22 protein-coding genes are annotated in these 21,941 nt (G+C 56.2%); 12 read left to right on the top strand and 10 right to left on the bottom strand.

The window, feature by feature from the left end:
* Positions 1-9 precede the first annotated feature (9 nt).
* Positions 10-780 (bottom strand): sulfite exporter TauE/SafE family protein, encoded by a 771-nt coding sequence (locus tag ABVF61_RS22370; RefSeq protein ID WP_353995740.1) that lies wholly within the window; start codon positions 778-780, stop codon positions 10-12.
* A 204-nt stretch (positions 781-984) separates the two neighbouring features.
* Here ABVF61_RS22370 and ABVF61_RS22365 point away from each other — a divergent pair, with 204 nt between their 5' ends.
* Positions 985-2,202 carry a winged helix-turn-helix domain-containing protein gene (locus ABVF61_RS22365; RefSeq protein WP_353995739.1) on the top strand — a complete coding sequence of 406 codons (1,218 nt, stop codon included), beginning with the start codon at positions 985-987 and terminating at the stop codon, positions 2,200-2,202.
* 59 nt (positions 2,203-2,261) lie between these two features.
* On the opposite strand, the gene ABVF61_RS22360 is transcribed toward ABVF61_RS22365, so the two are convergent.
* Positions 2,262-2,507 carry a hypothetical protein gene (locus ABVF61_RS22360; protein WP_353995738.1) on the bottom strand — a complete coding sequence of 82 codons (246 nt, stop codon included), beginning with the start codon at positions 2,505-2,507 and terminating at the stop codon, positions 2,262-2,264.
* A 66-nt stretch (positions 2,508-2,573) separates the two neighbouring features.
* On the opposite strand from ABVF61_RS22360, the gene ABVF61_RS22355 reads away from it, so the two are divergent.
* On the top strand, positions 2,574-3,230 hold the full coding sequence (locus tag ABVF61_RS22355) for a hypothetical protein (protein ID WP_353995737.1): 657 nt from the start codon (positions 2,574-2,576) through the stop codon (positions 3,228-3,230).
* A 91-nt stretch (positions 3,231-3,321) separates the two neighbouring features.
* Here the strand turns inward: ABVF61_RS22355 and ABVF61_RS22350 are convergent, their stop codons facing one another.
* From ABVF61_RS22350 to ABVF61_RS22340, 3 genes are all read right to left on the bottom strand, one after another.
* Entirely contained in the window at positions 3,322-3,696 is a 375-nt protein-coding gene (locus ABVF61_RS22350; RefSeq protein ID WP_353995736.1) for a DUF805 domain-containing protein, read from the bottom strand.
* A gap of 887 nt (positions 3,697-4,583) precedes the next feature.
* Entirely contained in the window at positions 4,584-5,990 is a 1,407-nt protein-coding gene (locus tag ABVF61_RS22345) for a nicotinate phosphoribosyltransferase (RefSeq protein ID WP_353995735.1), read from the bottom strand.
* 53 nt (positions 5,991-6,043) lie between these two features.
* On the bottom strand, positions 6,044-7,108 hold the full coding sequence (locus ABVF61_RS22340; protein ID WP_353995734.1) for an NUDIX domain-containing protein: 1,065 nt from the start codon (positions 7,106-7,108) through the stop codon (positions 6,044-6,046).
* A 357-nt stretch (positions 7,109-7,465) separates the two neighbouring features.
* Between ABVF61_RS22340 and ABVF61_RS22335 the strand changes: the two genes are divergently transcribed.
* From ABVF61_RS22335 to ABVF61_RS22325, 3 genes are all read left to right on the top strand, one after another.
* Complete coding sequence (locus ABVF61_RS22335; protein WP_353995733.1) at positions 7,466-7,669, top strand: YgaP family membrane protein; 204 nt, start codon at positions 7,466-7,468, stop codon at positions 7,667-7,669.
* 347 nt (positions 7,670-8,016) lie between these two features.
* Positions 8,017-8,403 (top strand): hypothetical protein, encoded by a 387-nt coding sequence (locus tag ABVF61_RS22330; RefSeq protein ID WP_353995732.1) that lies wholly within the window; start codon positions 8,017-8,019, stop codon positions 8,401-8,403.
* A 55-nt stretch (positions 8,404-8,458) separates the two neighbouring features.
* Positions 8,459-9,427 carry a DoxX family protein gene (locus ABVF61_RS22325; RefSeq protein WP_353995731.1) on the top strand — a complete coding sequence of 323 codons (969 nt, stop codon included), beginning with the start codon at positions 8,459-8,461 and terminating at the stop codon, positions 9,425-9,427.
* Between the two features lie 37 nt (positions 9,428-9,464).
* Here ABVF61_RS22325 and tdh read toward each other — a convergent pair whose 3' ends face one another.
* The 3 genes from tdh to ABVF61_RS22310 form a co-directional block, all read right to left on the bottom strand.
* Positions 9,465-10,490: an L-threonine 3-dehydrogenase gene (gene tdh / locus ABVF61_RS22320; protein WP_353996479.1), complete on the bottom strand. Its 1,026-nt coding sequence runs from the start codon at positions 10,488-10,490 to the stop codon at positions 9,465-9,467.
* An 11-nt stretch (positions 10,491-10,501) separates the two neighbouring features.
* Positions 10,502-11,689, bottom strand: coding sequence for a glycine C-acetyltransferase (locus ABVF61_RS22315; protein ID WP_353995730.1), 1,188 nt, complete (start codon positions 11,687-11,689; stop codon positions 10,502-10,504).
* 124 nt (positions 11,690-11,813) lie between these two features.
* The gene (locus tag ABVF61_RS22310) at positions 11,814-12,374 is read right to left on the bottom strand and encodes a helix-turn-helix domain-containing protein (protein WP_353995729.1); all 561 of its coding nucleotides are present in this window, start codon (positions 12,372-12,374) and stop codon (positions 11,814-11,816) included.
* Between the two features lie 247 nt (positions 12,375-12,621).
* Here ABVF61_RS22310 and ABVF61_RS22305 point away from each other — a divergent pair, with 247 nt between their 5' ends.
* The 7 genes from ABVF61_RS22305 to ABVF61_RS22275 all read left to right on the top strand — a co-directional run bounded on the left by ABVF61_RS22305 (position 12,622) and on the right by ABVF61_RS22275 (position 20,307).
* Positions 12,622-14,292, top strand: coding sequence for a formate--tetrahydrofolate ligase (locus ABVF61_RS22305; RefSeq protein ID WP_353995728.1), 1,671 nt, complete (start codon positions 12,622-12,624; stop codon positions 14,290-14,292).
* A gap of 186 nt (positions 14,293-14,478) precedes the next feature.
* On the top strand, positions 14,479-15,183 hold the full coding sequence (locus ABVF61_RS22300; protein WP_353995727.1) for a cobalamin B12-binding domain-containing protein: 705 nt from the start codon (positions 14,479-14,481) through the stop codon (positions 15,181-15,183).
* A gap of 52 nt (positions 15,184-15,235) precedes the next feature.
* Positions 15,236-15,856: a DUF1638 domain-containing protein gene (locus tag ABVF61_RS22295; protein WP_502950012.1), complete on the top strand. Its 621-nt coding sequence runs from the start codon at positions 15,236-15,238 to the stop codon at positions 15,854-15,856.
* 102 nt (positions 15,857-15,958) lie between these two features.
* Positions 15,959-16,261, top strand: a complete 303-nt coding sequence (locus tag ABVF61_RS22290) for a virulence factor (protein WP_353995725.1) — start codon at positions 15,959-15,961, stop codon at positions 16,259-16,261.
* A complete protein-coding gene (locus ABVF61_RS22285; RefSeq protein ID WP_353995724.1) occupies positions 16,254-17,144 on the top strand; it encodes a methylenetetrahydrofolate reductase in 891 nt (296 codons plus the stop codon). Before ABVF61_RS22290 ends, ABVF61_RS22285 begins: the two co-directional genes overlap by 8 nt.
* Positions 17,145-18,101, top strand: a complete 957-nt coding sequence (locus ABVF61_RS22280) for a methyltetrahydrofolate cobalamin methyltransferase (RefSeq protein WP_353995723.1) — start codon at positions 17,145-17,147, stop codon at positions 18,099-18,101.
* Between the two features lie 172 nt (positions 18,102-18,273).
* Positions 18,274-20,307: an ASKHA domain-containing protein gene (locus tag ABVF61_RS22275; RefSeq protein WP_353995722.1), complete on the top strand. Its 2,034-nt coding sequence runs from the start codon at positions 18,274-18,276 to the stop codon at positions 20,305-20,307.
* Positions 20,308-20,352: 45 nt separating this feature from the next.
* Here ABVF61_RS22275 and ABVF61_RS22270 read toward each other — a convergent pair whose 3' ends face one another.
* Positions 20,353-21,177: a DUF1194 domain-containing protein gene (locus ABVF61_RS22270; RefSeq protein ID WP_353995721.1), complete on the bottom strand. Its 825-nt coding sequence runs from the start codon at positions 21,175-21,177 to the stop codon at positions 20,353-20,355.
* A gap of 300 nt (positions 21,178-21,477) precedes the next feature.
* Positions 21,478-21,744 (bottom strand): hypothetical protein, encoded by a 267-nt coding sequence (locus ABVF61_RS22265; protein WP_353995720.1) that lies wholly within the window; start codon positions 21,742-21,744, stop codon positions 21,478-21,480.
* Between the last annotated feature and the right edge of the window lie 197 nt (positions 21,745-21,941).

Below are 21,941 nucleotides of genomic sequence, written 5' to 3'. Positions count from 1 at the left end.
GCGGCGTTTTCATTGAACAAGCCGCCAGATACCGAGTGGAACGAGATAGATGCCGAGGCTCAGTATCGCGAGCTGTATCAGTTTACGAAAGGCTGCTTCCGAGACACGCCGGCGTATCTTCTGACCGACCCAGACGCCCGACAGCGCCGGAACGACAAGTACAAGAGAGGCAATCATTTCCCTGCCGGTCATGAGACCGTAGCTACCAAGTGAAACACCCAAAGCAATCGTGGACAGCAGGAACAAAAGACCCATCGCCTGAATGAAGGCGTCTCGCGGCAATCCGAGCGCCTGAAGATACATGACCCCCGGAACCGTGTAAGCCCCGGTCAGGCCGGAAAAGAAGCCGTTCAGCAGACCGGCCAAAACACCGACGGGTGTTTCCTGTCTTTCATCAAGCGTGAGCGACAGGCCCAGGAGCATGGGCACCGCATAGGCTACCATGAGCAGACCCAGAACAAGATCAGCCGCACCTTCCTGGATTTTTGTAAGAATGAATGTGCCAAGTCCGAGCGTCACGACTGCTGTTATCAGAAAAGGCCAGAGGCGCTTTAAAAGCGGTTGCAGATTGCCACCGGAAAGCGCTTGCCAGACATTCGTCAGGAAGGCGGGCCACAGGATCAGCAACATCGCTTTTTCAACGCCGACGAAAATGGTCATCAGGGACAGCCCGATCAGAGGGAGGCCAAAACCGACAAGGCCTTTTACAAGGCCGGCAAACACAAACGCCAGGCTTGCGATCACCATCAGGTTCGGGCCCAATCCCAGAAATTCACTCACGCCCGTATCCTGCCTTCATTCGCCGCTTCCCCATTGGCCCAAGCGCTCAGGCAAACCAAATGCCTCATGCGCATAGAGCCATACATCCCTTCGATTTTCTGCGCCAGTGTCGAAGCGCAGCCGCCGGTGCCGCAACGTGCGCGGTTCAAAATGTCAATCGCAAACCAGATTTCGACTCACCTGCGATAATGCTAGGGTCCATGCATGCCAGTATCTCCCCTCCCGCGTCTTTCCAACGCGCAAGCCCGTCGCCTCTTTCTGCACAAACACGGCCTTTGCCATCATCCGAAGGGCAGCGGTAAGGGACAGGATCTTTCAGCGGTCATCGACCAGCTCGGGTTCGTACAGGTCGACAGCATCAACACGGTTGCACGCGCGCATCACATGATCCTCGCGGCGCGGCGCCCGGCCTACAAGGAAAAGAACCTCAAGCTGCTCCTTGAGCGTGACAGACATCTTTTTGAGCACTGGACGCACGATGCGGCGATCATCCCGACAGAGTTCTTTTCGCACTGGAAACTTCGCTTCAGCCGGGACCGGGAAAAGCTTATCCAGCGTTGGCGGAATTGGCACCAAAACGAATTCGAGGCAAAGCTCGACGAGGTCCTGAAACGGATCAACGATGAAGGCCCGGTCACATCCGCCAGCGTCGGTGAGGATGAAAACCGAAGCTCGGGCGGCTGGTGGGAATGGCATCCGTCCAAGACGGCGCTGGAGTTCTTGTGGCGCACCGGTGAATTGTCCGTCTGCCGGCGTAACGGCTTCCAAAAGGTCTACGACCTGACCGAACGTGTTATTCCTGACGAGCATCGCTCATACAGTCACGCGCCCCAAGAAACAGTTGACTGGGCCGCACGATCCGCGCTCGACCGGCTCGGATTTGCAACGTCCGGGGAGATAGCTGCGTTTTGGGATCTGATCTCACCGCAGGAGGCAAAGGACTGGTGCCAGGACGCGCTTCAGGACGGCCTCATTACCGAGGTGGAGATCGAGTGTGCGGGCGGAGTGTTCCGGAAAGTGTTCCTCTATCCGGAAACGCTCGCAAGTCTTGACGAGGTTCCCGAACCCCCAACCCGCTTGCGTATCCTGTCGCCTTTCGACCCGGCGCTTCGGGATCGCAAGCGTGCAGAACGGCTGTTCGGATTTTCCTATCGTATTGAAATCTTCGTGCCGGAGGCAAAACGGCAGTACGGCTACTATGTCTTTCCGGTGATGGAAGGCGACCGGCTGATCGGGCGGATCGACATGAAGGCGCATCGGTCAGACGACCGCCTGCAAGTGCGTGCCTTCTGGCCTGAAAGAGGCGTCCGGTCCAGCAAGGGGCGACTATCGAAACTGGAGGCTGAACTCGGCAGAATGGCGAGGTTCAGCGGATGCTCAAGCGTCGGCTTTGACAAGGATTGGTTGCGGGAGCCGTTTTGAGGGCGCTGCGCTGATCTCGCGCAATTTTCCGGGATACGTCCACAACACCGCAAGCATCTTCAACGGATCAGCTCAATTTCCGTTTGCGGAGATCGGTACGTTTCAAATTGGATCAGGAGTAGCGCCAAAGCCGGCGCTTTTCGCATGATTGTTGCTGACCCACCGATGCATTCGCCATTCAGCAATTCAGCTCCGGTCGAACGCTGAGTAATCTGCGCATCGCCGCGCGTTTTGACCATATTCGGGCTTTCCATCATCAACCGAACGACGTGACATCCTTGGTATTGCAAGGAAGAATTAAACATAAAACAATTGACTCAATTTATGATTTTAGTCTAACTCACTACAACTAAAAAATTTTGGGCCTTCTAATGAAAAATATTTTCCTTACAATAATAACCACTATAATACTCTCAATAAGTTCTGCATACGCAGCACCAGTCACCTATAAATATCAAGCTCTGGTCACATTTATTGAAGATAGATCGGGAAATTTAAGTCAACTTGAACTAAATTCTATTGTGACTGGCGAGTTCACTTACCTTTCTGGCCAGAGCCCGGTTTTTGAACTTTTCGAGGCCGACTTTTTCTCTTTCGGGACTCTTTTAGGCGCCTCCGCGGAGTTTGCCGGAGTTTCGGCAACGGCTGGACCGGGTGAAGCCTTTTTGAAAGAAACAAACGCTTCTGTGCAATTTGGGCTTCGCTCGAATGAAGCAGGCGATGCTGGAACTGGACTGGGTTACGACTTTACCAATTGGGCTTTTGACTTCGCCACTTCCGATAAAGCACTGTTTCAAAATCAAATGACTCCCGAGGAGCTGAATTTACCGGACTTTGATGAACTCAAGAGTTTCGTTTTCCTTGGGGGCACGTACTTAGGTAATGACTTTTTCGCTGCGCAGCTGACTTCGCTAACCAGAGTCACGCCCGTGCCGGTGCCGGCCACCATTTTTCTGCTCGCCGGTGCACTGGGCGTTCTTGGGTGTGCAAGTCGAACACGCCGCATATCGCTCGCGTCGGGTCGATAGCCAAACAACCTGAGTGGTATGAAATCAAGTCAAACAAAGACTGTTTCAGGTTAGCTCAAATTCAGAAGCAAAAGACTACGGAGAAGCTGCGTCACGAAAACACTTCCGCATTCACTTTCGGCTTGCCCGGCAAAAGCAGCAGTACAAACAGAAAGACAAGGTTGCCAACCGGCACGTACGCCAGGAGAGCGAAAAAAGGAGACCAGCGCAGATCCTGCAGCCTCATGATCTGAAAACGAAGGTTGAAATAACCAATCAGCAGACCGGCACAAAGAAGAATCAGCGCGCCAAGCGTTGCATCAACAGACTGGCTTGACGTGAGAAGCACAACCCCGGTCCCGACGACCAGTAAGACCACAACACGAACAAAGAACTCCATCCGGTTCAAATAGCGTTCGCGCGACGTGGTGAAATAGGCCGCAACGAACAGACCGATCGGAACGACGATCATCAACAACTGGAACATCGATGCACCTGTCTATTATTGGCCTATGGCTTATCGGCCAAAGTTCATTGAAATCATAGTTTAAGGCTGCTTACTGAAAATCATTTCACCCTCACCCCCAATGTTGTCCACACACCGAGACCTGAAATACTTATTGCGATCACGGCAGCGGTCACAAAACGCTCCCGAAAATGCGGCGAAACAGCGTTTCCCGACACTGGTGCTTCACTGTTCCAAGTTCCAATCGATCAGAGTTTTTCGAAATCGGCCAAAAGACTGATATCTGAATCAAGATGAAAAACACTATCTCATTCGTAAAAAGTTGCACTTCCGCGCGTAGACGCGGGTAGATTGAAAAAGCAATTGCTGTCAAATCAGATATTTGTCGAATTATATTGGCGTGATCGAGTATTCCATCAGAGATATACTAATGCAACTCTAGGATGAAGCGGAGGAAATCATTTATCGAATTTATTTTAAGTGATTTATTAATAAATCTGACGTAGCGTCAATGTTGCGAACCTTGAAGTCGCCCGCAACCTCGCGAATGTTTCTCCGTATACCCAACCATGATTCGCGAGGTTGCCTTTCACCTTCCTCACCTGCTCCGCAAAATCCATATTTGCAACACGGAAGAAGCGCGACTTAAGGGGTTGTTTTGCAGATAAACACCTAGCTTACCCTAATATACACGCGAAACTTACTTCAATCCGCTCGCTGAGCACGAACCGGTGGCAAGCAGGTCTCAGAATTGTCGTTGAAATCAATTTGAACCGACCTGACTGACTGCAATAAGTGTTTCGCGTTTTTGCGAACAGCGATTGCACGAGCCAGCCTGTCAGAGACAAGGTGAGCGGCAGGCGGTCTTGACTTGACCGCCTGCCCTCGCTGATTTGTCCGATGCACTGTCAGGTGGCTACCTGCGATCGCAAATAGGAATCTGCGCGGGCTCGAACATCCTTGAAGCTGGTGTTCACGATGAGCTCACCGTTCCGGTAAACAACCTTCAACAAGTCCTTTTTCAGTTCGAGTTCGTCTTGCCGGACCGCGGTCAAAGTACCGTTTTTCTCAACCACGGCCTGACGTCCTGCCTTGGAGGCTTTGCCCGGATCCGTGGCCGGGTTCTTGGAAATGTCTTGCCAGACACCCTCGGCATCTTTCATGGCATTGGCCTTCATTGCAAAACGCATCGTATCCCGATTGACCTGCTGCTGCAGCCCCCCGCCCATGCCAAAGGCAATATTGTCGAGTGACCACTTTTGATCGACCAGTTCACCGACCAGCTGCGTGATCGTCGCCAATGTCATACCATCTCCCTGTATGACGCGGACAGCAGGATTGAGTACCTTCGCCCCCTTTCCGTTCACCTGGCCGCCGTAGCTTTGCCAGAGCGTTTCCAACACGCGGATCGGCGTCTTGACCGGGTCTCCGGAATCCGGCCGGATTACAACCGTTGCGCCCGAGCGGAGGACCCTTTCTTTCAGCGCACCGCACCAGATGTCTCTTACAGCGCGGTCAAGATCGTAGCTGTCGGAAACGACCGCGACGAGACGATCCTTCTCGGCAAACTGCTCAAGCATGTTTGCATAAGCTTCCTGTTCCCGGTCCGGGCCCCAACTGGTCATTGTCGAGTGCTCGGCGGCAGGGATGGAGAAGCCGGCAATATCGGCCGAATAGAACGTCATGGCAGCTTCCAGTGCTTCCATCGTGTCTGTCCCGGCGAAATTGACCAGGTGTGCCATGCCGCCAAGTGCGGCACTTTCGGCTGAAGACACACCGCGTGCGCCGAAGTCGTGCAGCTTGAACGGGATCTGTCCGTCCGGATCTTCTGATGTTCCAAGAAGACCCTCGTAGATCACTTCTTTGGCCTTGAACGAGAGCGTTGCCACTGTGGAAGGATACCAGAGCGAGCGCAGCAGGGCCGTTTCCACCCAGGTCGTCAGCCAGGGCATGCGCTCGTCAGTGTTTTCCACCTGCACGAGGGGCACGCCGTTCGGGACAAGAGTTCCCTCAGGCAGCGCTTTGATTTCTAGCGGAAAATACCCGCCGTAGTCAGTCAGGATCGCTTGCCAGCCCTCCTCGTTGAAGGGAACACCATGTGCGGCACAGATGCGACCCGCCTGATCAATGTCAGCAGCCGTAAATGGCCTCAGCAAGGTATTTTTCAGATAGCTTTGAAGCCCGAAGAAGAGGACATCATCTGAAAACGCGTTGTTTCGCGCTTCCACATATGCGGAAATCGTTCTGGTTTCGGGCGGGTATTGCTTGAAGTGCGACTGCTTGTAGCTGTCAGTCGCCAATAGTGGGTTTGTCATTGTGAACTCCTCACGCGACAGAGTGCTTTCCCGCAGGCCTCCCCTGCGGGGTGTCAAAGGCCGGCCATCACCTCGATGATCGACCAGTGATCTTCGAAAAACTGTTCCGGACGCAGGTCGCCCAGGCGATGCCAGCTCGCCGAACGGGCGTCGTCACCGCCGGTCACAGAAAAGAGCTCCCGGCGCTCAGGAAGACGGAGCAAAAATGCATGGGTTATGATCCGTCCGCGCAATGACCGGTCGGGATGATCGAAGACCCGTGTGCTGGCGCTGTCGATGAACGAAGCGAGCATTGCAGGTGGTATTTCACCCTTGTGGTCGCTGATCGCTGTCTCTTCCTTGAGTTCGCGGATCGCCGCATCCTTGATGCTTTCGCGCGGATTGAGAAATCCGCCCGGCAAGGCCAGGAGCCCCTGCCCCGGTGCCTGTCCACGCTCGACGAGCAGGATGTTGCCGGACTGAATGACAACCGCATCTACGGTGACAAACGGCCCAACGCCCCACTCCTTCGGATAGGCCTCCAGATATTCGGCTTCTTCAAGCAGTTCCCGGAAGGTCTCGGTCATCGAAAACGCGTCGAGCCAGTCCGCAACTTCTTCCGACAGAACCGATCGGGAAACTGCGGGAATGCGCTGAAACAGCTGCTTGCGGACATCCGTTGAGGAAAAGGTTCCGTATTGGCTGTCGAGCTGGATGTTTCCCCATTCGGGAAAAAGTTTCAGGTAGTAGCTCGTGCGATCCTTGCCATACCCGGCGAGTGCGATCCTGATGTCTTTCAGACCGTGAAGCACCACACCGGACTTGTTGTAGTCCCGCAGGACGATTTCATTGACCGCACGCTGTACTTCCGCGCACCAGGCAGCATCTGAATAGGGATGGTCCGGCACAGGAGCCAGGATGAGACGTCCCGTCGCTATTTCATGCTTGAAGACCTTTGAGAACAAGTCTGCGCGCTCTGAATAGGTGAAGGGATTGCGCGGATCACGCGCCTGCCGGGCTGACCCGATCAGGACGATCAAGGTATCCACCTTCTCCAAGGCCGCACGGACAACTGCTTCATGTCCGGCATGCAATGGCTGGAAACGGCCGACAAAGACACCGTAGTGAAATCTGGACATTCGAGACTCCCCCGAATTGATGATGTGGCAGCCAAACTCCTCGGCTGAGATGAACATAATACTCCTTTTGAGTATAAGCAATCCCCCCGCCCTCACAAAAGCGTCAAAATGCGGTTGTGCTTAACAAAACGCATGATCTGTGCGGCGAGGCTGATTGTGATGGGAGTGACTTGTTCCCGAGTGCGCGCCCTGACACAGGTTGCCGGCTGGCTCGAAACGCCAGCATCACTCACAACAATGCGAACGAAAGAACACATTCGCGTCACGATGACGCTATGCGCAACATTCCGGCTGGCTTCAACCGATGCCACCCTTTATATTCATATTTTCGAAACCTTGCATTAAAGGAGCTTTATCATGACTGTGGAAAGAGCCATTCTTCTTGTTGTTGGAACGCTGGTCATCGCATCGGTGCTGCTGGCTGTATATGTCAATCTCAACTGGCTCTGGTTGACAGGCATACTTGGCGCGCACCTTGTGCAAGCGTCGTTTACAGGCTTGTGCCCGGTGGTCATGATCTTGAAAAAACTTGGACTGCCACAAAAATCCGGATTTGCATGAGTGCTCGCCGGTGACTGAAGCAGAGTTTAACGATTTCATTGGCGCCCCGGTTCTCGGTCGGGTCGCCCGCTAACCGAATTACCTAGAAAGACGGCCGTCAAAATCGCCATTGAACAAAAGTCCGGATGAGGCTGCGGCTTTGGTCAAGGTACGTGTCCAAAGTCCTGTCTGACTTAATCACGACACACTCTCATGTGACGTCGCGCTGCCGTTCCACGAAACCGGGGCTTCATTTTCACAACGACAGAACTCCACATCAAATTTACTTTAACGTGCTCTTTTGAATTGAACTCTTTTAAATTGCATGAAATGCTGCGATGCAGTGATGTCGAGGTCCGGTCCTGAACATGCAACTTCACAGCTGGCGCAAACACCCTGCGATCGTGATGATCCTGCTCGCTTTTTGGGTGAGTGCGCAGACAGTGTCTTTCTCACTGGCCGCTGTCGGCTCACAAGATTTGCCGATCGTGACAGCCCATTCAGCCGAGGACGGCGAAACATGGCTGGTGGCGTCGATTGAGACCCAATCCCCAGCCGGTCAATCGCGCCCTTGCGTGCTGACTTGCTTTGCGAATGCTGACGTTTGCCTAACCCAATGCGCCACTCAGACAGCCAAGGTGTCGGTGGCGGAACGCATCAGCGCCGCCTCAACGCGTCTACCACTCCAGAAACCTGCCACGCTTGCAGGTGAAACGGTCCCGGTGGAGCCTGCCCCTCCAAAGACATTCGGTTAGCTCGCACGCCCGGCAGACCCGGGCCGAACAACCAATTTCTTATGGAGTAATCGAAATGTCTGCGACACACTCGCACGAAAAGGACCTGAACGGTCCACTCAGTATCCTATTGTCTGCAGGACCGGAAAAACTGTCCTCCCGGCAGGCCGACCAAGCCGCTCTGGTGCTTAGACTGGGTCTTGGCAGCGTCTTTGTCGTCGGCGGCTGGTGGAAGCTGCAACGCGCGATTGATGCCACCAGATCCTCCGATCTCGTGGAAAAATACACTGCCTCCAACGGCTACATAAACGAGTTTTTCCAGTCCTACCTCTTTGCCGATGGCTGGATATCGGCCTGGGGGTTTCTCACAGCGCTGTCGGCATTTGAACTTGTCGCAGGAATCGCATTGGTCGCCGGGATCTTTGTGCGGCCTCTCGCAATCGTCTTCGGATTGCTCATGTGGTCGTTCGTTGCGGCATTGCCGGTTTCCACCGTTCCTGGCCAGGAAGTTGCCGTCAGTACATTTTTCACGCCTGCCCTTATCGTGCAGATCCGGGATGTCGGTCTTTCGGGAATGTGCTTCGCACTGGCAGCGCTCGGGTCCGGGGTCTACAGCCTTGATGAGCGTCTGACTGGGCGCGGCCTTGGCGTGGAGCGTGCCGACTGGAAATCCCTCGGATTGCTTTTGAGGCTTTCCGTCGCCGTTGCGTTTCTTGCAGGTGGCTTCTTCTATGGCCTCGACCATGTCAAAAGCTGGTCCGGCATTCCCCTGCTGCTTGCGCTTGTCGGCATCGTCCTAGCGTCCGGCCACGGCGTACGGTTGGCGGCCGGTGTCGCGTTTGCCGTGCTGGCGATCTATTGCGTCGGGAAAATCTCTTTCGACAAATCGCTCTGGGACAATCTCAACGCAGTCAAGCGGGAGTTTGCCTTTCTTGCCGCGTGCCTCGTCCTCATGCGCTTTTCCGGTGGGGCGGGCTTCAGGGTCAATGACCTCGTCGCCGCGCCGCGTGACGTGTTCTTTGGCAGAGCGCGCACTGAAGCGTGATTAAAGCGGATAGGAGGGCAGAGATGCCCTCCTTACCTCAGGTCCAGCTAAGCACCACTTTTCCGGCTTCGCCCGATTTCATCGCGGCAAAGCCTAGTTTGAAGTCGTCAACGCCAAACCGGTGCGTGATGACGTTGCGCACATAAAGGCCGTTCTGCAGCATCGCAATCATCTTGTACCAGGTCTCGAAGATCTCCCGACCGTAGACGCCCTTGATGGTGATCGCCTTGAAGACGATGCGGGACCAGTCCACGGGCGACTTGCCGGGCGGGATGCCCAACAGTGCGATGCGCCCGCCCATGACAAGGTTTTCGACCATCTGATCAAGCGCCACCTGATTGCCCGACATTTCCAGACCAACGTCGAACCCTTCGCGCATACCCAATTTCTGCTCAATGCCCTTGAGGTCCTCCCTGGCGACATTTACGGGCACCACATCGGCCACTTGTGTCGCAAGGTCGAGCCGCGCCTGATTGACGTCCGTGATAACGACATTTCGTGCACCGACATGGCGTGCAACGGCAGCGGCCATGATCCCGATGGGACCGGCCCCGGTGATCAGAACATCTTCGCCGACAAGATCGAAGCTCAAGGCCGTATGAACGGCGTTGCCGAGAGGATCCAGGATTGCACCGATTTCGTCGTCTATCTCATCGGGCAACGGCACGACATTGAATGCTGGCAGGCGCAGATACTCGGCAAACGCGCCCTGTTCGTTGACACCAATTCCCCTTGTCTCGGGGTCAAGATGGAACTTTCCGGCACGCGACTGGCGAGACTGCTTGCCGATCAGATGACCCTCTCCGGAGCAACGCTGACCGATTTCGAATTCTGTCACGTTCTTGCCGAGTTCAACGATCTCACCGGCGAATTCGTGTCCCGTGACAAGCGGCACTGGAACGGTTTTCGCGGCCCAGTCATCCCAGTTCCAGATATGTATGTCCGTGCCGCAGATACCCGTCTTGTTGATCCTGATCAGGACATCATCCGGCCCGATCTCGGGAACGGGTACATGGGTCATCCAAAGCCCCTCTTTCGGCTCGGCTTTGGAGAGGGCCTTCATCTGGTTGCTGTTCACGACAGAACTCCCGTCTTCCTGCCCGCCTTTTTGAACGCCTCAAGAGCGCGGTCGAGATCGTCACGCGTCAGCGCCGCGTTCATCTGCGTGCGGATACGCGCCTGTCCACGCGGCACTACGGGAAAGAAAAAGCCCGATACATATACGCCTTCCTCGAAGAGTTCGGATGCCATGGCCTGTGCCAATTTCGCCTCGCCCAGCATGACGGGAATGATTGGATGTTCGCCGGGCAACAGTTCAAATCCGAGCGCCTCAAGTCCCGAGCGCCAATAGTCCGCGTTGTCGAACAGGTGGCGCCGAAGATCGTCGCCTTCCTCAACAAGGCGGATTGCCTCAAGTCCGCTCATGACGACCGCCGGAGGCAGTGAGTTTGAGAAAAGATAAGGCCGTGCCCGCTGACGTAGCAGATCGACCACCGGCTGCGGACCGGCAATATAGCCGCCAATTCCGCCACCAAGTGCCTTGCCGAGCGTTCCGGTCAGGATGTCCACATCGACGCCGAAATGGGCCGGGGTCCCCTCACCTTTCGGACCCATGAAACCCGTTGCGTGACAGTCGTCGACCATAACCACCGCGTCATAGCGTTGCGCAAGGGCTGTGATCTCGGGCAGCTTTGCCAAGTACCCGTCCATCGAAAAGACGCCGTCGGTCGCAACCATCACATGCCGGGATCCGGTTTCACGCGCCTCTTTCAGTTTCGCTTCCAGATCCGCAATGTCCGAATTCGCGTAGCGATATCTCTTCGCCTTACAAAGCCGGATGCCGTCAATGATCGAGGCGTGATTGAGTGCATCCGATATGATCGCGTCTTCGGGTCCAAGAAGCGGCTCGAAGAGACCGCCATTGGCGTCAAAGCACGCTGCAAAAAGGATCGAATCATCCTTGCCCAGGAAATTGGCAAGGCGCTTTTCCAACTGCCTGTGAATGTCCTGTGTCCCGCAGATGAACCGGACAGAGGCCATGCCATAACCCTTCGGTTCCAGTGCCTTTCTGGCCGCTTCCTCCAGAGCCGGATGATCTGCCAGTCCGAGATAATTGTTGGCGCACAGGTTGATAACTTCACGCCCGCCAACCGTGATCCGACCTCCTTGAGGTGATGAGATCAGGCGCTCGGTCTTGTAAAGACCCTCGGCCTCTATCTCCTTGAGCGTTTCAGAAATATGGGACAGGAAGGCATCAGGCACGACAACACTCCGGCAAATTGGATAACTCATCCACTATACCGGATCTTTATTCAGGATAAAAGACGTGCCGTCCGTTATCGCGGAAAATTGTTTGAACGTTTCCGTTGAGGCGGTCTTTGTCGATCTAGAATTTGACCACCATGAGAATGGCCCGTGCCGGGCCATTGAGCGCTTCAATGCAGTGGGGCACATCAGCGGCGTAGCGCGCGGTTTCGCCCTTGTCGATGACACCCTTGGCGACACCGGATGTCACCTCGAGCTTGCCCTCTTCAGCGATGAGCTGTTCCCGGGTGCCGCTTTCGTGCGGCTTGCTGTCGAGTTTACCACCTTCGGAGAATATCAGCTCGTAAACCTCGAGTTTTCCGGTGTCCTGCGGAGGCGACAGGATCCTGATCTTGCAGCCGTCTCCGGCCCGATCGAGCGATGGGGTCTGATGTTCATGCAGGATCTCGACCCGGTCCTCCGCGACATCCTCGCCGAGAAGGCCAGCGAAATCGACATTCAGTGCCCTTGTGAGATTGAGTAGTGTTGCGACAGTGGGATTTGACTCGCCGCGCTCAATCTGGCTGACCATCGAGCGGGAAACGCCGGAGAGCTTTTCAACCGCCTCAAGCGAAAGGCCTTGCGCGCGGCGCGCCTGTTTCAGGCGTTCGGGCAAACGGGAAAGAATGTCGGAATCTGTCATGACGGAGTTAAAATCCGTTTCGCCGGACTTTGCAATTTTTCTTTTTCCGAACGATCGGCCACGCTGAAAATCGCCAATTTGTAAGCGGGAATCGCTCTTCAAAGATCATCGTCGTTTCCGGAGTGCATCCTGTCGCATTCGGAACACATGCTGCACCGCGCTCTCACATAGCGTGCCGTCGGATGTCAGCGGGCCTGTGCCTGCGAGATTTAAGCCCGTTTTCAAGGACACGCCGCGGAGAAATAGAATGGCAAGCGATATCGAAATTGCCCGTGCAGCCAAAATGAAACCGATTCAGGAGATCGGCGACCGGCTGAACATTCCTGACGAATCCCTCCTTCCCTATGGCCGGACCAAGGCGAAGGTTTCTGCCGAGTTCATCGAAAGCCTCGGCGAGCGGGAAAACGGCAAGCTTATCCTTGTAACGGCCATCAACCCGACACCTGCGGGTGAAGGCAAAACCACCACCACGGTCGGTCTCGGCGACGGTCTCAACAAGATCGGCAAGAATGCCATGATCTGCCTTCGCGAACCTTCCCTGGGCCCCTGCTTCGGCATGAAAGGCGGCGCGGCGGGCGGCGGTTTTGCCCAGGTCGTTCCGATGGAAGATATCAACCTGCACTTCACGGGTGACTTTCACGCGATCACGTCCGCGCACAATCTTCTGTCCGCCCTGATCGAGAACCACATCTACTGGGGTAACGAACTGGGCATCGACCAGCGCCGCGTAACCTGGCGCCGCGTGCTCGACATGAACGACCGCGCCCTGCGGTCCATCGTCTGTTCCCTCGGCGGTGTTGCAAACGGCTTCCCGCGGGAAGGCGGTTTCGACATCACGGTTGCCTCCGAGATCATGGCGATCCTTTGCCTTGCGACGGATCTGGAAGATCTTCAAAAGCGCCTCGGCGACATCATTGTCGCTTATCGCCGCGACCGCACGCCAATCTACGCGCGCGACATTGAAGCAGATGGCGCCATGACGGTTCTGCTGAAGGAAGCCCTCCAGCCGAACCTGGTGCAGACGCTGGAAAACAACCCGGCATTCATTCATGGCGGTCCGTTCGCCAATATCGCGCACGGCTGTAACTCTGTCGTCGCCACACAGACCGCGCTCAAGCTCGCCGACTACGTCGTGACGGAAGCCGGTTTCGGTGCGGATCTTGGCGCGGAAAAATTCTTCGACATCAAATGCCGCAAGGCGGGACTTTCTCCTGACGCCGTCGTGATCGTCGCAACGATCAAGGCGCTCAAAATGAACGGCGGCATTGCCAAGGACGATCTCGGCACCGAAAACGTCGAAGCCGTCGCCAAGGGGTGCGCCAACCTCGGAAGGCACATTGAGAACGTAAAGCAGTTCGGCGTCCCGGCCGTTGTTGCAATCAACCATTTCACCGCCGACACGGACGCCGAAATCCAGGCCGTCAAGGACTACTGCGCCGAGCTCGGCGTCGATGCTATCCTGGCCACGCACTGGGCCAACGGATCTGCCGGCACCGAAGAACTGGCGACCCGCGTGTCCGAACTCGCCGAAAGCGGTGCAGCACAGTTCGCCCCGCTCTACGAAGACGGTCTGTCGCTCTTCGAGAAAATCGAGACAATCGCCAAACGGATCTACCGTGCGGACGAAGTGCTTGCCGACAAATCGGTCCGCGATCAGCTCAAGCGCTGGGAAGCGGACGGTTTTGGCGACCTGCCGGTCTGTATGGCCAAGACACAGTATTCTTTCTCAACCGATCCGCAGCTACGCGGCGCTCCGACAGGCCACAGCCTGCCGGTCCGCGAAGTGCGCCTGTCGGCAGGTGCCGGCTTCATCGTTGCGATCTGTGGTGAGATCATGACCATGCCCGGCTTGCCGCGCGTGCCGTCAGCAAACCATATCCGGCTGGATGACAACGGCCAGATCGAAGGTCTGTTCTGATCTGTCCGGACCAGAGCAGTTAACTCAGGCGGGTCAAACGACCCGCCCTTTTCTTTGTGAACGCCGGTTTACCACCACTGTCGCGTAAGCGACTTGCCGTGTCGCATTGGAGATATCGGAATTTTAAGCTTCGGGCATAACATTTTGCACTAAGTTATAGTCACTTGCGCCCTGTTGGAGCTGCCAATGTCCGATGAAGAAGATATCGATCTCGCGTCGCTTTCCGATGACGAACTCGTCGAGCAGATGCATGACGACCTCTATGACGGTCTTCAGGAAGAGATCGAAGAGGCCGTCAACATCCTTCTGGAGCGCGGCTGGGTCCCCTATGACATCCTGACCAAGGCCCTCGTGGAAGGCATGCGGATCGTCGGCATCGACTTCCGCGACGGCATTCTGTTTGTGCCAGAAGTCCTGCTTTCGGCAAATGCCATGAAGGCCGGCATGGGCATCCTGCGCCCGCTGCTGGCGGAAACCGGCGCACCGAAGGTCGGCAAGATGGTTATCGGCACGGTCAAGGGCGACATTCACGATATCGGCAAGAACCTCGTGTCCATGATGATGGAAGGTGCCGGGTTCGAAGTAATCGACATCGGCATCAACAACCCTGTCGAGAACTATCTCGCGGCGCTTGAAGAGCATCAGCCCGAAATTCTAGGCATGTCGGCGCTCCTCACCACCACCATGCCGTACATGAAAGTCGTTATCGACGAAATGAAGGCGAAAGGCATCCGGGACGATTATATCGTGCTTGTCGGCGGTGCACCGCTGAACGAGGAGTTCGGTGAAGCCGTGGGCGCGGACGGTTACTGCCGTGACGCGGCTGTTGCGGTGGAAATGGCGAAGGACCTGATCGCCCGCCGCCACAACCAACTCGCCTCCAAAGGCTGAGACCGTGTTCGATGGGGCTGCCGGGATGCAGGTAGGCGAGCCTCTCTTTCCGATCGAAAACGATGAGGACGCGAACGACAAGATCGGCCGCGTCCTTATTATTGCCTGCGGCGCGCTGGCACGAGAGATCATCGCAATCCGCGATCTGAATGGCCTTGACCATATCGACCTGACCTGCCTGCCGGCCCAGCTTCACAACACGCCGGACAAGATCCCGGATGAGGTCCGCCGTTCGATCCTCATGAACCAGGACGCGTATTCTGAGATCCTCATCGGATACGGCGATTGCGGCACGGGCGGCCTGCTTGACCGGGTGCTGGAGGAAACCGGGACCAAACGGATCGAGGGCGCGCACTGCTACGCGTTTTTCTCCGGCCTGGAAGAGTTTGAAAAAATCGCCGAGGAAGAACTCGGCACATTCTATCTGACGGACTTTCTGGCACGCCATTTCCAGACAATGGTGATCGAACCGCTTGGGCTGGACTGGCATCCACATCTTCGGGACATGTATTTCGCGCATTACAAGCGACTGGTCTATCTGGCGCAAACCGACGATCCCGGTCTCGAACAAGCGGCAAGGGAGGCTGCCGACAGGCTCGACCTGACATTTGAACTGCGGCGAACCGGCTACGGCATGCTGTCGACGTTTCTGCAAGGCAGTGACGCGCGTTGACGCGGGTGTTGGACAGGTCGGTTTTTCACGCGCCGATGCCGTTATCAGGCGACCTGAATTCGGCGAACTCCGTCAAAGATGCTCTCGGAGGAAGGTGAGCTAATGGCGCAGAAAATCATCGTTTTTTGGAAAGATATTCCCGCGCAGATCCTGGTGAAAAAGGGTCGCAAATCCGCGCGTAGGGAGCTGCCGCCAATGTTCATGGAGGCGATCGATGCCTGCGCCATGCGTGTCGGTGCCAAGGACAGCGAAGCGTATATGGCCGAATGGCGCCGCACCGACCCGGTTGAAGTGTCGGACGATCTTGAAACAGAAGCGGAGGCAGCCCTGAGCGACCTGCTTGCGGCTTACCCGAAAGACCGGTTGAAAACCCTGCTCGCAAGTGGAGGTACGGAAAATGACTGAACAGCGCCTTTTGGCCAATGGGCGCCTGGCCGCCTCCACCGAAATGTCGCCGAAGCAGGTTGTCGAAAAGACCGAGCTGCTGGCAAACATTCCCGCAGGCACGCAGGTCTACGTCACCGATCTCGGCAACGCATCGGAGGACATGATCGTCGATGCCACGCGTACCTTGACCGACCAAAAGCTGATTGCCGTTCCGCATATGGCAGCGCGGCGCTACCCGTCCCTTGAGGCGTTTGAACGCCGGATCACGCGCCTGACGCAGGAAGCGGGCGCAACCGAAGTTCTCGCGATAGCCGGCGAGGCCGAAACGGCCGGACCGCTGACCTCCTCAGTCGCGCTTTTGGAAACCGGCCTCTTCGACAAACTCGGCATTCGGAAAATCGCCGTGGCGGGTCATCCGGAAGGCGCGCCGGACATCAAACCCGACGTGATCCAGTCTTTCCTGATGCGCAAGCATGAATTGGCCGCTCAGAGCGACGCAGAATTCCGGATCGTCACACAGTTCGGGTTCGATCCGCACAGAGTGAGCATTTGGCTGGATGAATTGAGAGAGTGGGGCAACACGTTCCCGGTCCATATCGGTGTCGCAGGACCTGCGAAAATGACCACGCTCTTGAAATATGCAGCATTTGCAGGCGTGGAAAACTCACTCAACTTCCTGAAAAAGCGCGGCGGCGCAGTGGTTTCCCTGCTCGCCGGATATGACCCGAATACGATGGTCGAGCCGCTGGAAACGCGTGTGACAAGCCAGCCGGATACACAGCTTGCCCAGATCCATGTCTATCCGTTCGGCGGCGTCCAGAAGACAGCTGACTGGCTGCTCGGACGCGGGAGCTGGTCCTTTCAACCTTCATCATCCATGACTGCCAACGAGAGCGCCTAAATGACACGCACAGTCGTCGCATCCGCCACCAAAGAAATCGTCATCGGCTTCGATCAACCGTTCTGTGTCATCGGCGAAAGAATCAACCCGACCGGACGCAAAAAGCTTGCAGCCGAAATGGTGGAGGGAAACTTTGAAACGGTTAAAGCCGATGCGCTCGCTCAGGTGGCAGCAGGTGCGACCATGCTGGACGTCAATGCCGGCGTGACGGCTGTCAATCCGAACGAGACCGAACCACCTCTACTTGTTAAAACTCTTGAGATTGTTCAAGAGCTTACAGACATTCCCTTGTCAATTGATTCATCCGTAACAGAAGCGATCAAGGCCGGTCTTGAAGCCACAAAGGGGCGGCCGCTGGTTAACTCCGTCACGGGCGAAGAAGAAAAGCTTGAGGCAATCCTGCCACTGATCAAGAAGTATGATGTGCCGGTTGTCGCCATTTCCAATGACGAGACCGGTATCTCCGAAGACCCGGACGTCCGGTTTGAGGTCGCCAAGAAAATCGTGGAGCGCGCCGCCGATCACGGCATTCCCGCACACGACATTGTCGTGGATCCACTGGTGATGCCGATCGGCGCCATGGGCACTGCAGGGCTCCAGGTGTTCCGGCTCGTGCGGCGGTTGCGTGATGAGCTGAAAGTCAACACGACCTGCGGCCTCTCAAACGTTTCCTTCGGACTGCCCCATCGCCATGGCATCAATGCTGGTTTCATTCCAATGGTCATCGGCGCCGGCATGACTTCGGCAATCATGAACCCGTGCCGTCCGGCAGAAATGGAAGCGGTCCGCGCAGCCAACGTGCTCAATGGTACTGATCCGAATTGCCAGGAATGGATCATGACGTACCGGGACCACAAGCCAGCGGCAGCCGGTGCAACGGCAGCTCCGGCTGAAAGCGGCGCGGCGGCTGGCGGGCGTCGCAGAGGCGGCCGCGCAGCGCGGAGGTCAGCGGGCTAATCCTCCGGACGGTTTTGCTGACGTTCACACAGTACGTCAGGTTACATAGCGTACCGCTTTCCCCTCCCCTTGCCCGGGAGGGGTTTTGCATTGAAAGAACGGGGCTCAAGACTTGCGACCAAAACCAGAAGCGTGAGTTGCCAGCCAGCCAAAACAGTTAGACACAGCAGCTATGAGCGAAGACACCAAACTTGCGAAAGTCGTATTTCAGCCGAGCGGACGACGCGGAACATTTGCCGTGGGTACGCCGCTGCTCGATGCGGCGCGGTCCCTGGGTGTCTATGTGGAATCCGTGTGTGGCGGGCGCGGGATCTGCGGACGCTGTCAGATCTCGGTTTCGGAAGGGACCTTCGCCAAGGAAAACCTGACAAGTTCGGCCGGTCATCTTGAAGGCGCGACGGAAGCGGAAACCCGCTACGCGACTTTGCGGACCCTTGCATCCGACCGCCGCCTTTCCTGCCAGGCGAAAATTCTCGGCGACCTGGTGGTGGACGTGCCGACGGATGCGCAGACCAACCGGCAGGTTGTTCGCAAACGCGCAGAAGCCAAACACATCGATGCTGACAGCGCGGTTACCCTCGTTACCGTTTCGCTCGCAGAACCGGACATGGAGACGCCGCGCGGCGACATCGACCGCCTGCGGGAAGCGTTGGCTGAAAGCGCCGGGATTAGAGGCCTGACGGTGGACCCAGTTCTGTTGCCACGTGTCCAGTCGATCCTGCGCAAGGGCAACTGGACGGTGACCGCCGCTGTTTATACCGATGAAGCGGTACCACCGGTCGTAACGGCCCTTTGGCCCGGCGAGAAGAAGGCCGTATATGGGCTTGCCGTCGATATTGGCTCGACAACAATCGCCGCGCATTTGTGCAACCTGAAAAACGGCCGGACCGTCTCCTCGGCAGGCACGTCCAACCCGCAGATCCGCTTCGGCGAGGATCTGATGTCCCGCGTCTCCTATGTGCAAATGAACCCTTCGAAGCTGCCGGATCTGACCAAGGCAGTGCGCGAGGCGATCAATGCGCTGGTTGGAAAACTTGTCGGCGATGTCGGTGCTGAAAGATCGGACGTTCTGGACGCGACCTTTGTCGGCAATCCGGTAATGCATCATCTCTTTCTCGGGATCGACCCCGTTGAACTCGGCGGGGCACCCTTTGCACTGGCCGCATCCGACGCGATGGTCCTGAATGCGCGCGATCTCGATCTGGAACTCAATCCAGGCGCACGCGTTTACATGCTCCCTTGCATCGCCGGCCATGTCGGTGCGGACGCCGCTGCCGCGACCTTGTCGGAAAGCCCCTATAGTCACGACGAAATCACACTGCTCGTTGACGTGGGCACGAATGCGGAAATCGTTCTCGGCAACAAGAACCGGCTGTTGGCGGCCTCCTCTCCAACCGGTCCGGCCTTCGAAGGTGCCGAGATCTCGTCCGGCCAACGCGCCGCGCCGGGCGCAATCGAACGAATCCGGATCGACAAGGAGACGCTCGAGCCCCGTTTCAAGGTGATCGGTGTTGACGAATGGTCCGACGAGGACGGATTTTCGGAAAAGATCGACAGTGTCGGCGTCACGGGTATTTGCGGATCGGGCATTATCGAGGCCGTTGCCGAGATGTATCTGGCCGGCCTTATCACCGAAGACGGGGTCATAGACGGGTCCCAGGCGGAGCGCACACACCGTGTCCGTGCACAAGGCCGGACATTTTCCTATGTCATCGCCGAAGAAGGCGTTGAAATCTCGATCCTGCAGACGGACATCCGCGCCATCCAACTGGCCAAGGGCGCGCTTTATGCCGGTGTAAAACTGCTACAGGACAAGCTTGGAACCTATTCCCTTGACCGTATTCGCCTCGCCGGTGCTTTTGGCAGTTACATCGATCCACAATACGCAATGGTTCTTGGCCTCATCCCGGATTGTCCTCTGGACGGCGTGACAGGGGTTGGCAATGCCGCTGGAACGGGCGCACGCATGGCGCTTCTGAACAGGTCCTACAGACGGGAAATCGAACAGACCGTGCGCGACGTTGAGAAGATCGAGACAGCTCTGGAGCCGAAATTTCAGGATCATTTCGTCAATGCCATGGCTCTACCGAACAAGGTCGACCCGTTCCCGAACCTGAGAGCAGCGATCGAATTGCCGGAGCGCAAAGCCCAAGATGTCGCCGACGCATCGGGCGGCGAACGTCGTCGACGCCGCCGGAGGGGATGAAACTCCTCTTCACCCTTGGGAAAAGCTCAAACATGCGGCTCCCGGTCACGGATCCCAGTAAAACTGCTCGCGCAGACGGCGCCAGATCTTTTCTCCGACGAGACAATCATAGGGCTCTTCGAACGTGAACTGGGCGCGCTGAACCAACGGCTCCAGAGGCGCAAAACCACCGATCTCCAGGATCAGTTTCCGCCGAACCGCATCTGGAAACTGCGCCCAATCGGTAACCGGTATGACAAAGCTTGCCGGCCCGCCCGTGACGCATCGTCGATAATAGACGTCAAGGTCCGGAATGTTGAACTGTGACCCGGGGCCGCCGGTGGTCATCAAGGGCAGTCCATTGATCGTGATACCATTTTCAACGGCGGCGTCGCGTGCCAGCGTCACAGGCGCGCCGTGGTTGTTCGGTCCGTCACCGGAGATATCAATGACGTACCTGTCCGCTTCAAAGGGCACTTCCTCAAGCATTTCCGAGGCATGCTTGATTGCCCCGGAGATCGACGTCCGGCGCTGGCTGAAGGACTCATCCCTCAGAACCTTGTCGGCAAAGTCGACTGCGTCCGCCTGCTCGTCGATCAACGTCCAATCGACAATCACCCTGACGTGGTTGTCATTCGCCCATTCGAACATCATCAGAGCGATCTTGCCATGCGCCCCGAGTTCAATCGCGCGTACCACTTCTGCGCTTGAAATTGCTGCGGCATAACCGCGACGCTGGATCCTCAGCTCATCATAAGACATGGATCGGGACACATCGACCGCAAGCACGAGCGCGACGTCGACCCTTTCCCGAGCTTTTGCAAGCGACAGGGGCGTCAGCAAGGCGAGAAGCACAAAGGCTAAACGCAGCCAAAGATGATGCCTCAACATAGGCGAAGGATAGCCGATAATTCAAAAAGCTGAAGCCGCCAATTTTCAGACGGCCATAAACCATCCGTGAGTGAGCTGGATATCGCCACAAAAAGCCTGCTTCTGACAAACAAGCTTCGCCGGTGTTTCCCTAGACAGAACGATGCATCGCCGTATTAAAGGTGATTTCGAAGCATTCCGGGTCATTCATCTTTGGCCTACACAGGGACAAGGCTTACGCAACTAGGCAATTTCCAGATTAAAAACAAAGAAAGGGCCGCTTCGAAAAACGACCCAATAGCTCTCTGTCTTTCATCAAACTCAGTTTTCGATCTTGACCCAAAACGGGGAGCCAACATCTTTACCATTGTACACTGCTACACCATCTCCGCGTTTTGTCGCAATAAAGATTGGATCGCTGTACTTTCCCTGGTCGATCTTAACACTACCGGTTACCCAACATGGATTATTGCTGCTTTCGCCGCACATCGTGCTCTGTGCAGTTGCACCCTTCGGGCCTAACCCTTGAACAGCGATGACGATCAGTCCAACTGCAATCACTGTGAGAATAAAATTCTGGTAAGTCATTACAAATTCTCCACAATTATATGCTGATGGATTTATCTAACGCTACTTTTGCGCGATCTACAACCACTGTCTACAAATCAAACAATTCGTAGCGTCAATTAGGCTCATGAACACGCTATGTTAGCGGTGCAAACGCCTTGCTAAGCCGACGGCTATTGCCCCTTTCGCGCAGCGGCGCAGTTCAGCTATAAAGCCAG

It is taken from the genome of Roseibium sp. HPY-6, from assembly GCF_040530035.1.
GTDB lineage: Bacteria > Pseudomonadota > Alphaproteobacteria > Rhizobiales > Stappiaceae > Roseibium.
Note: the sequence above shows the minus strand (reverse complement) of the source record. Positions and strands in the feature narration are given on the sequence as shown.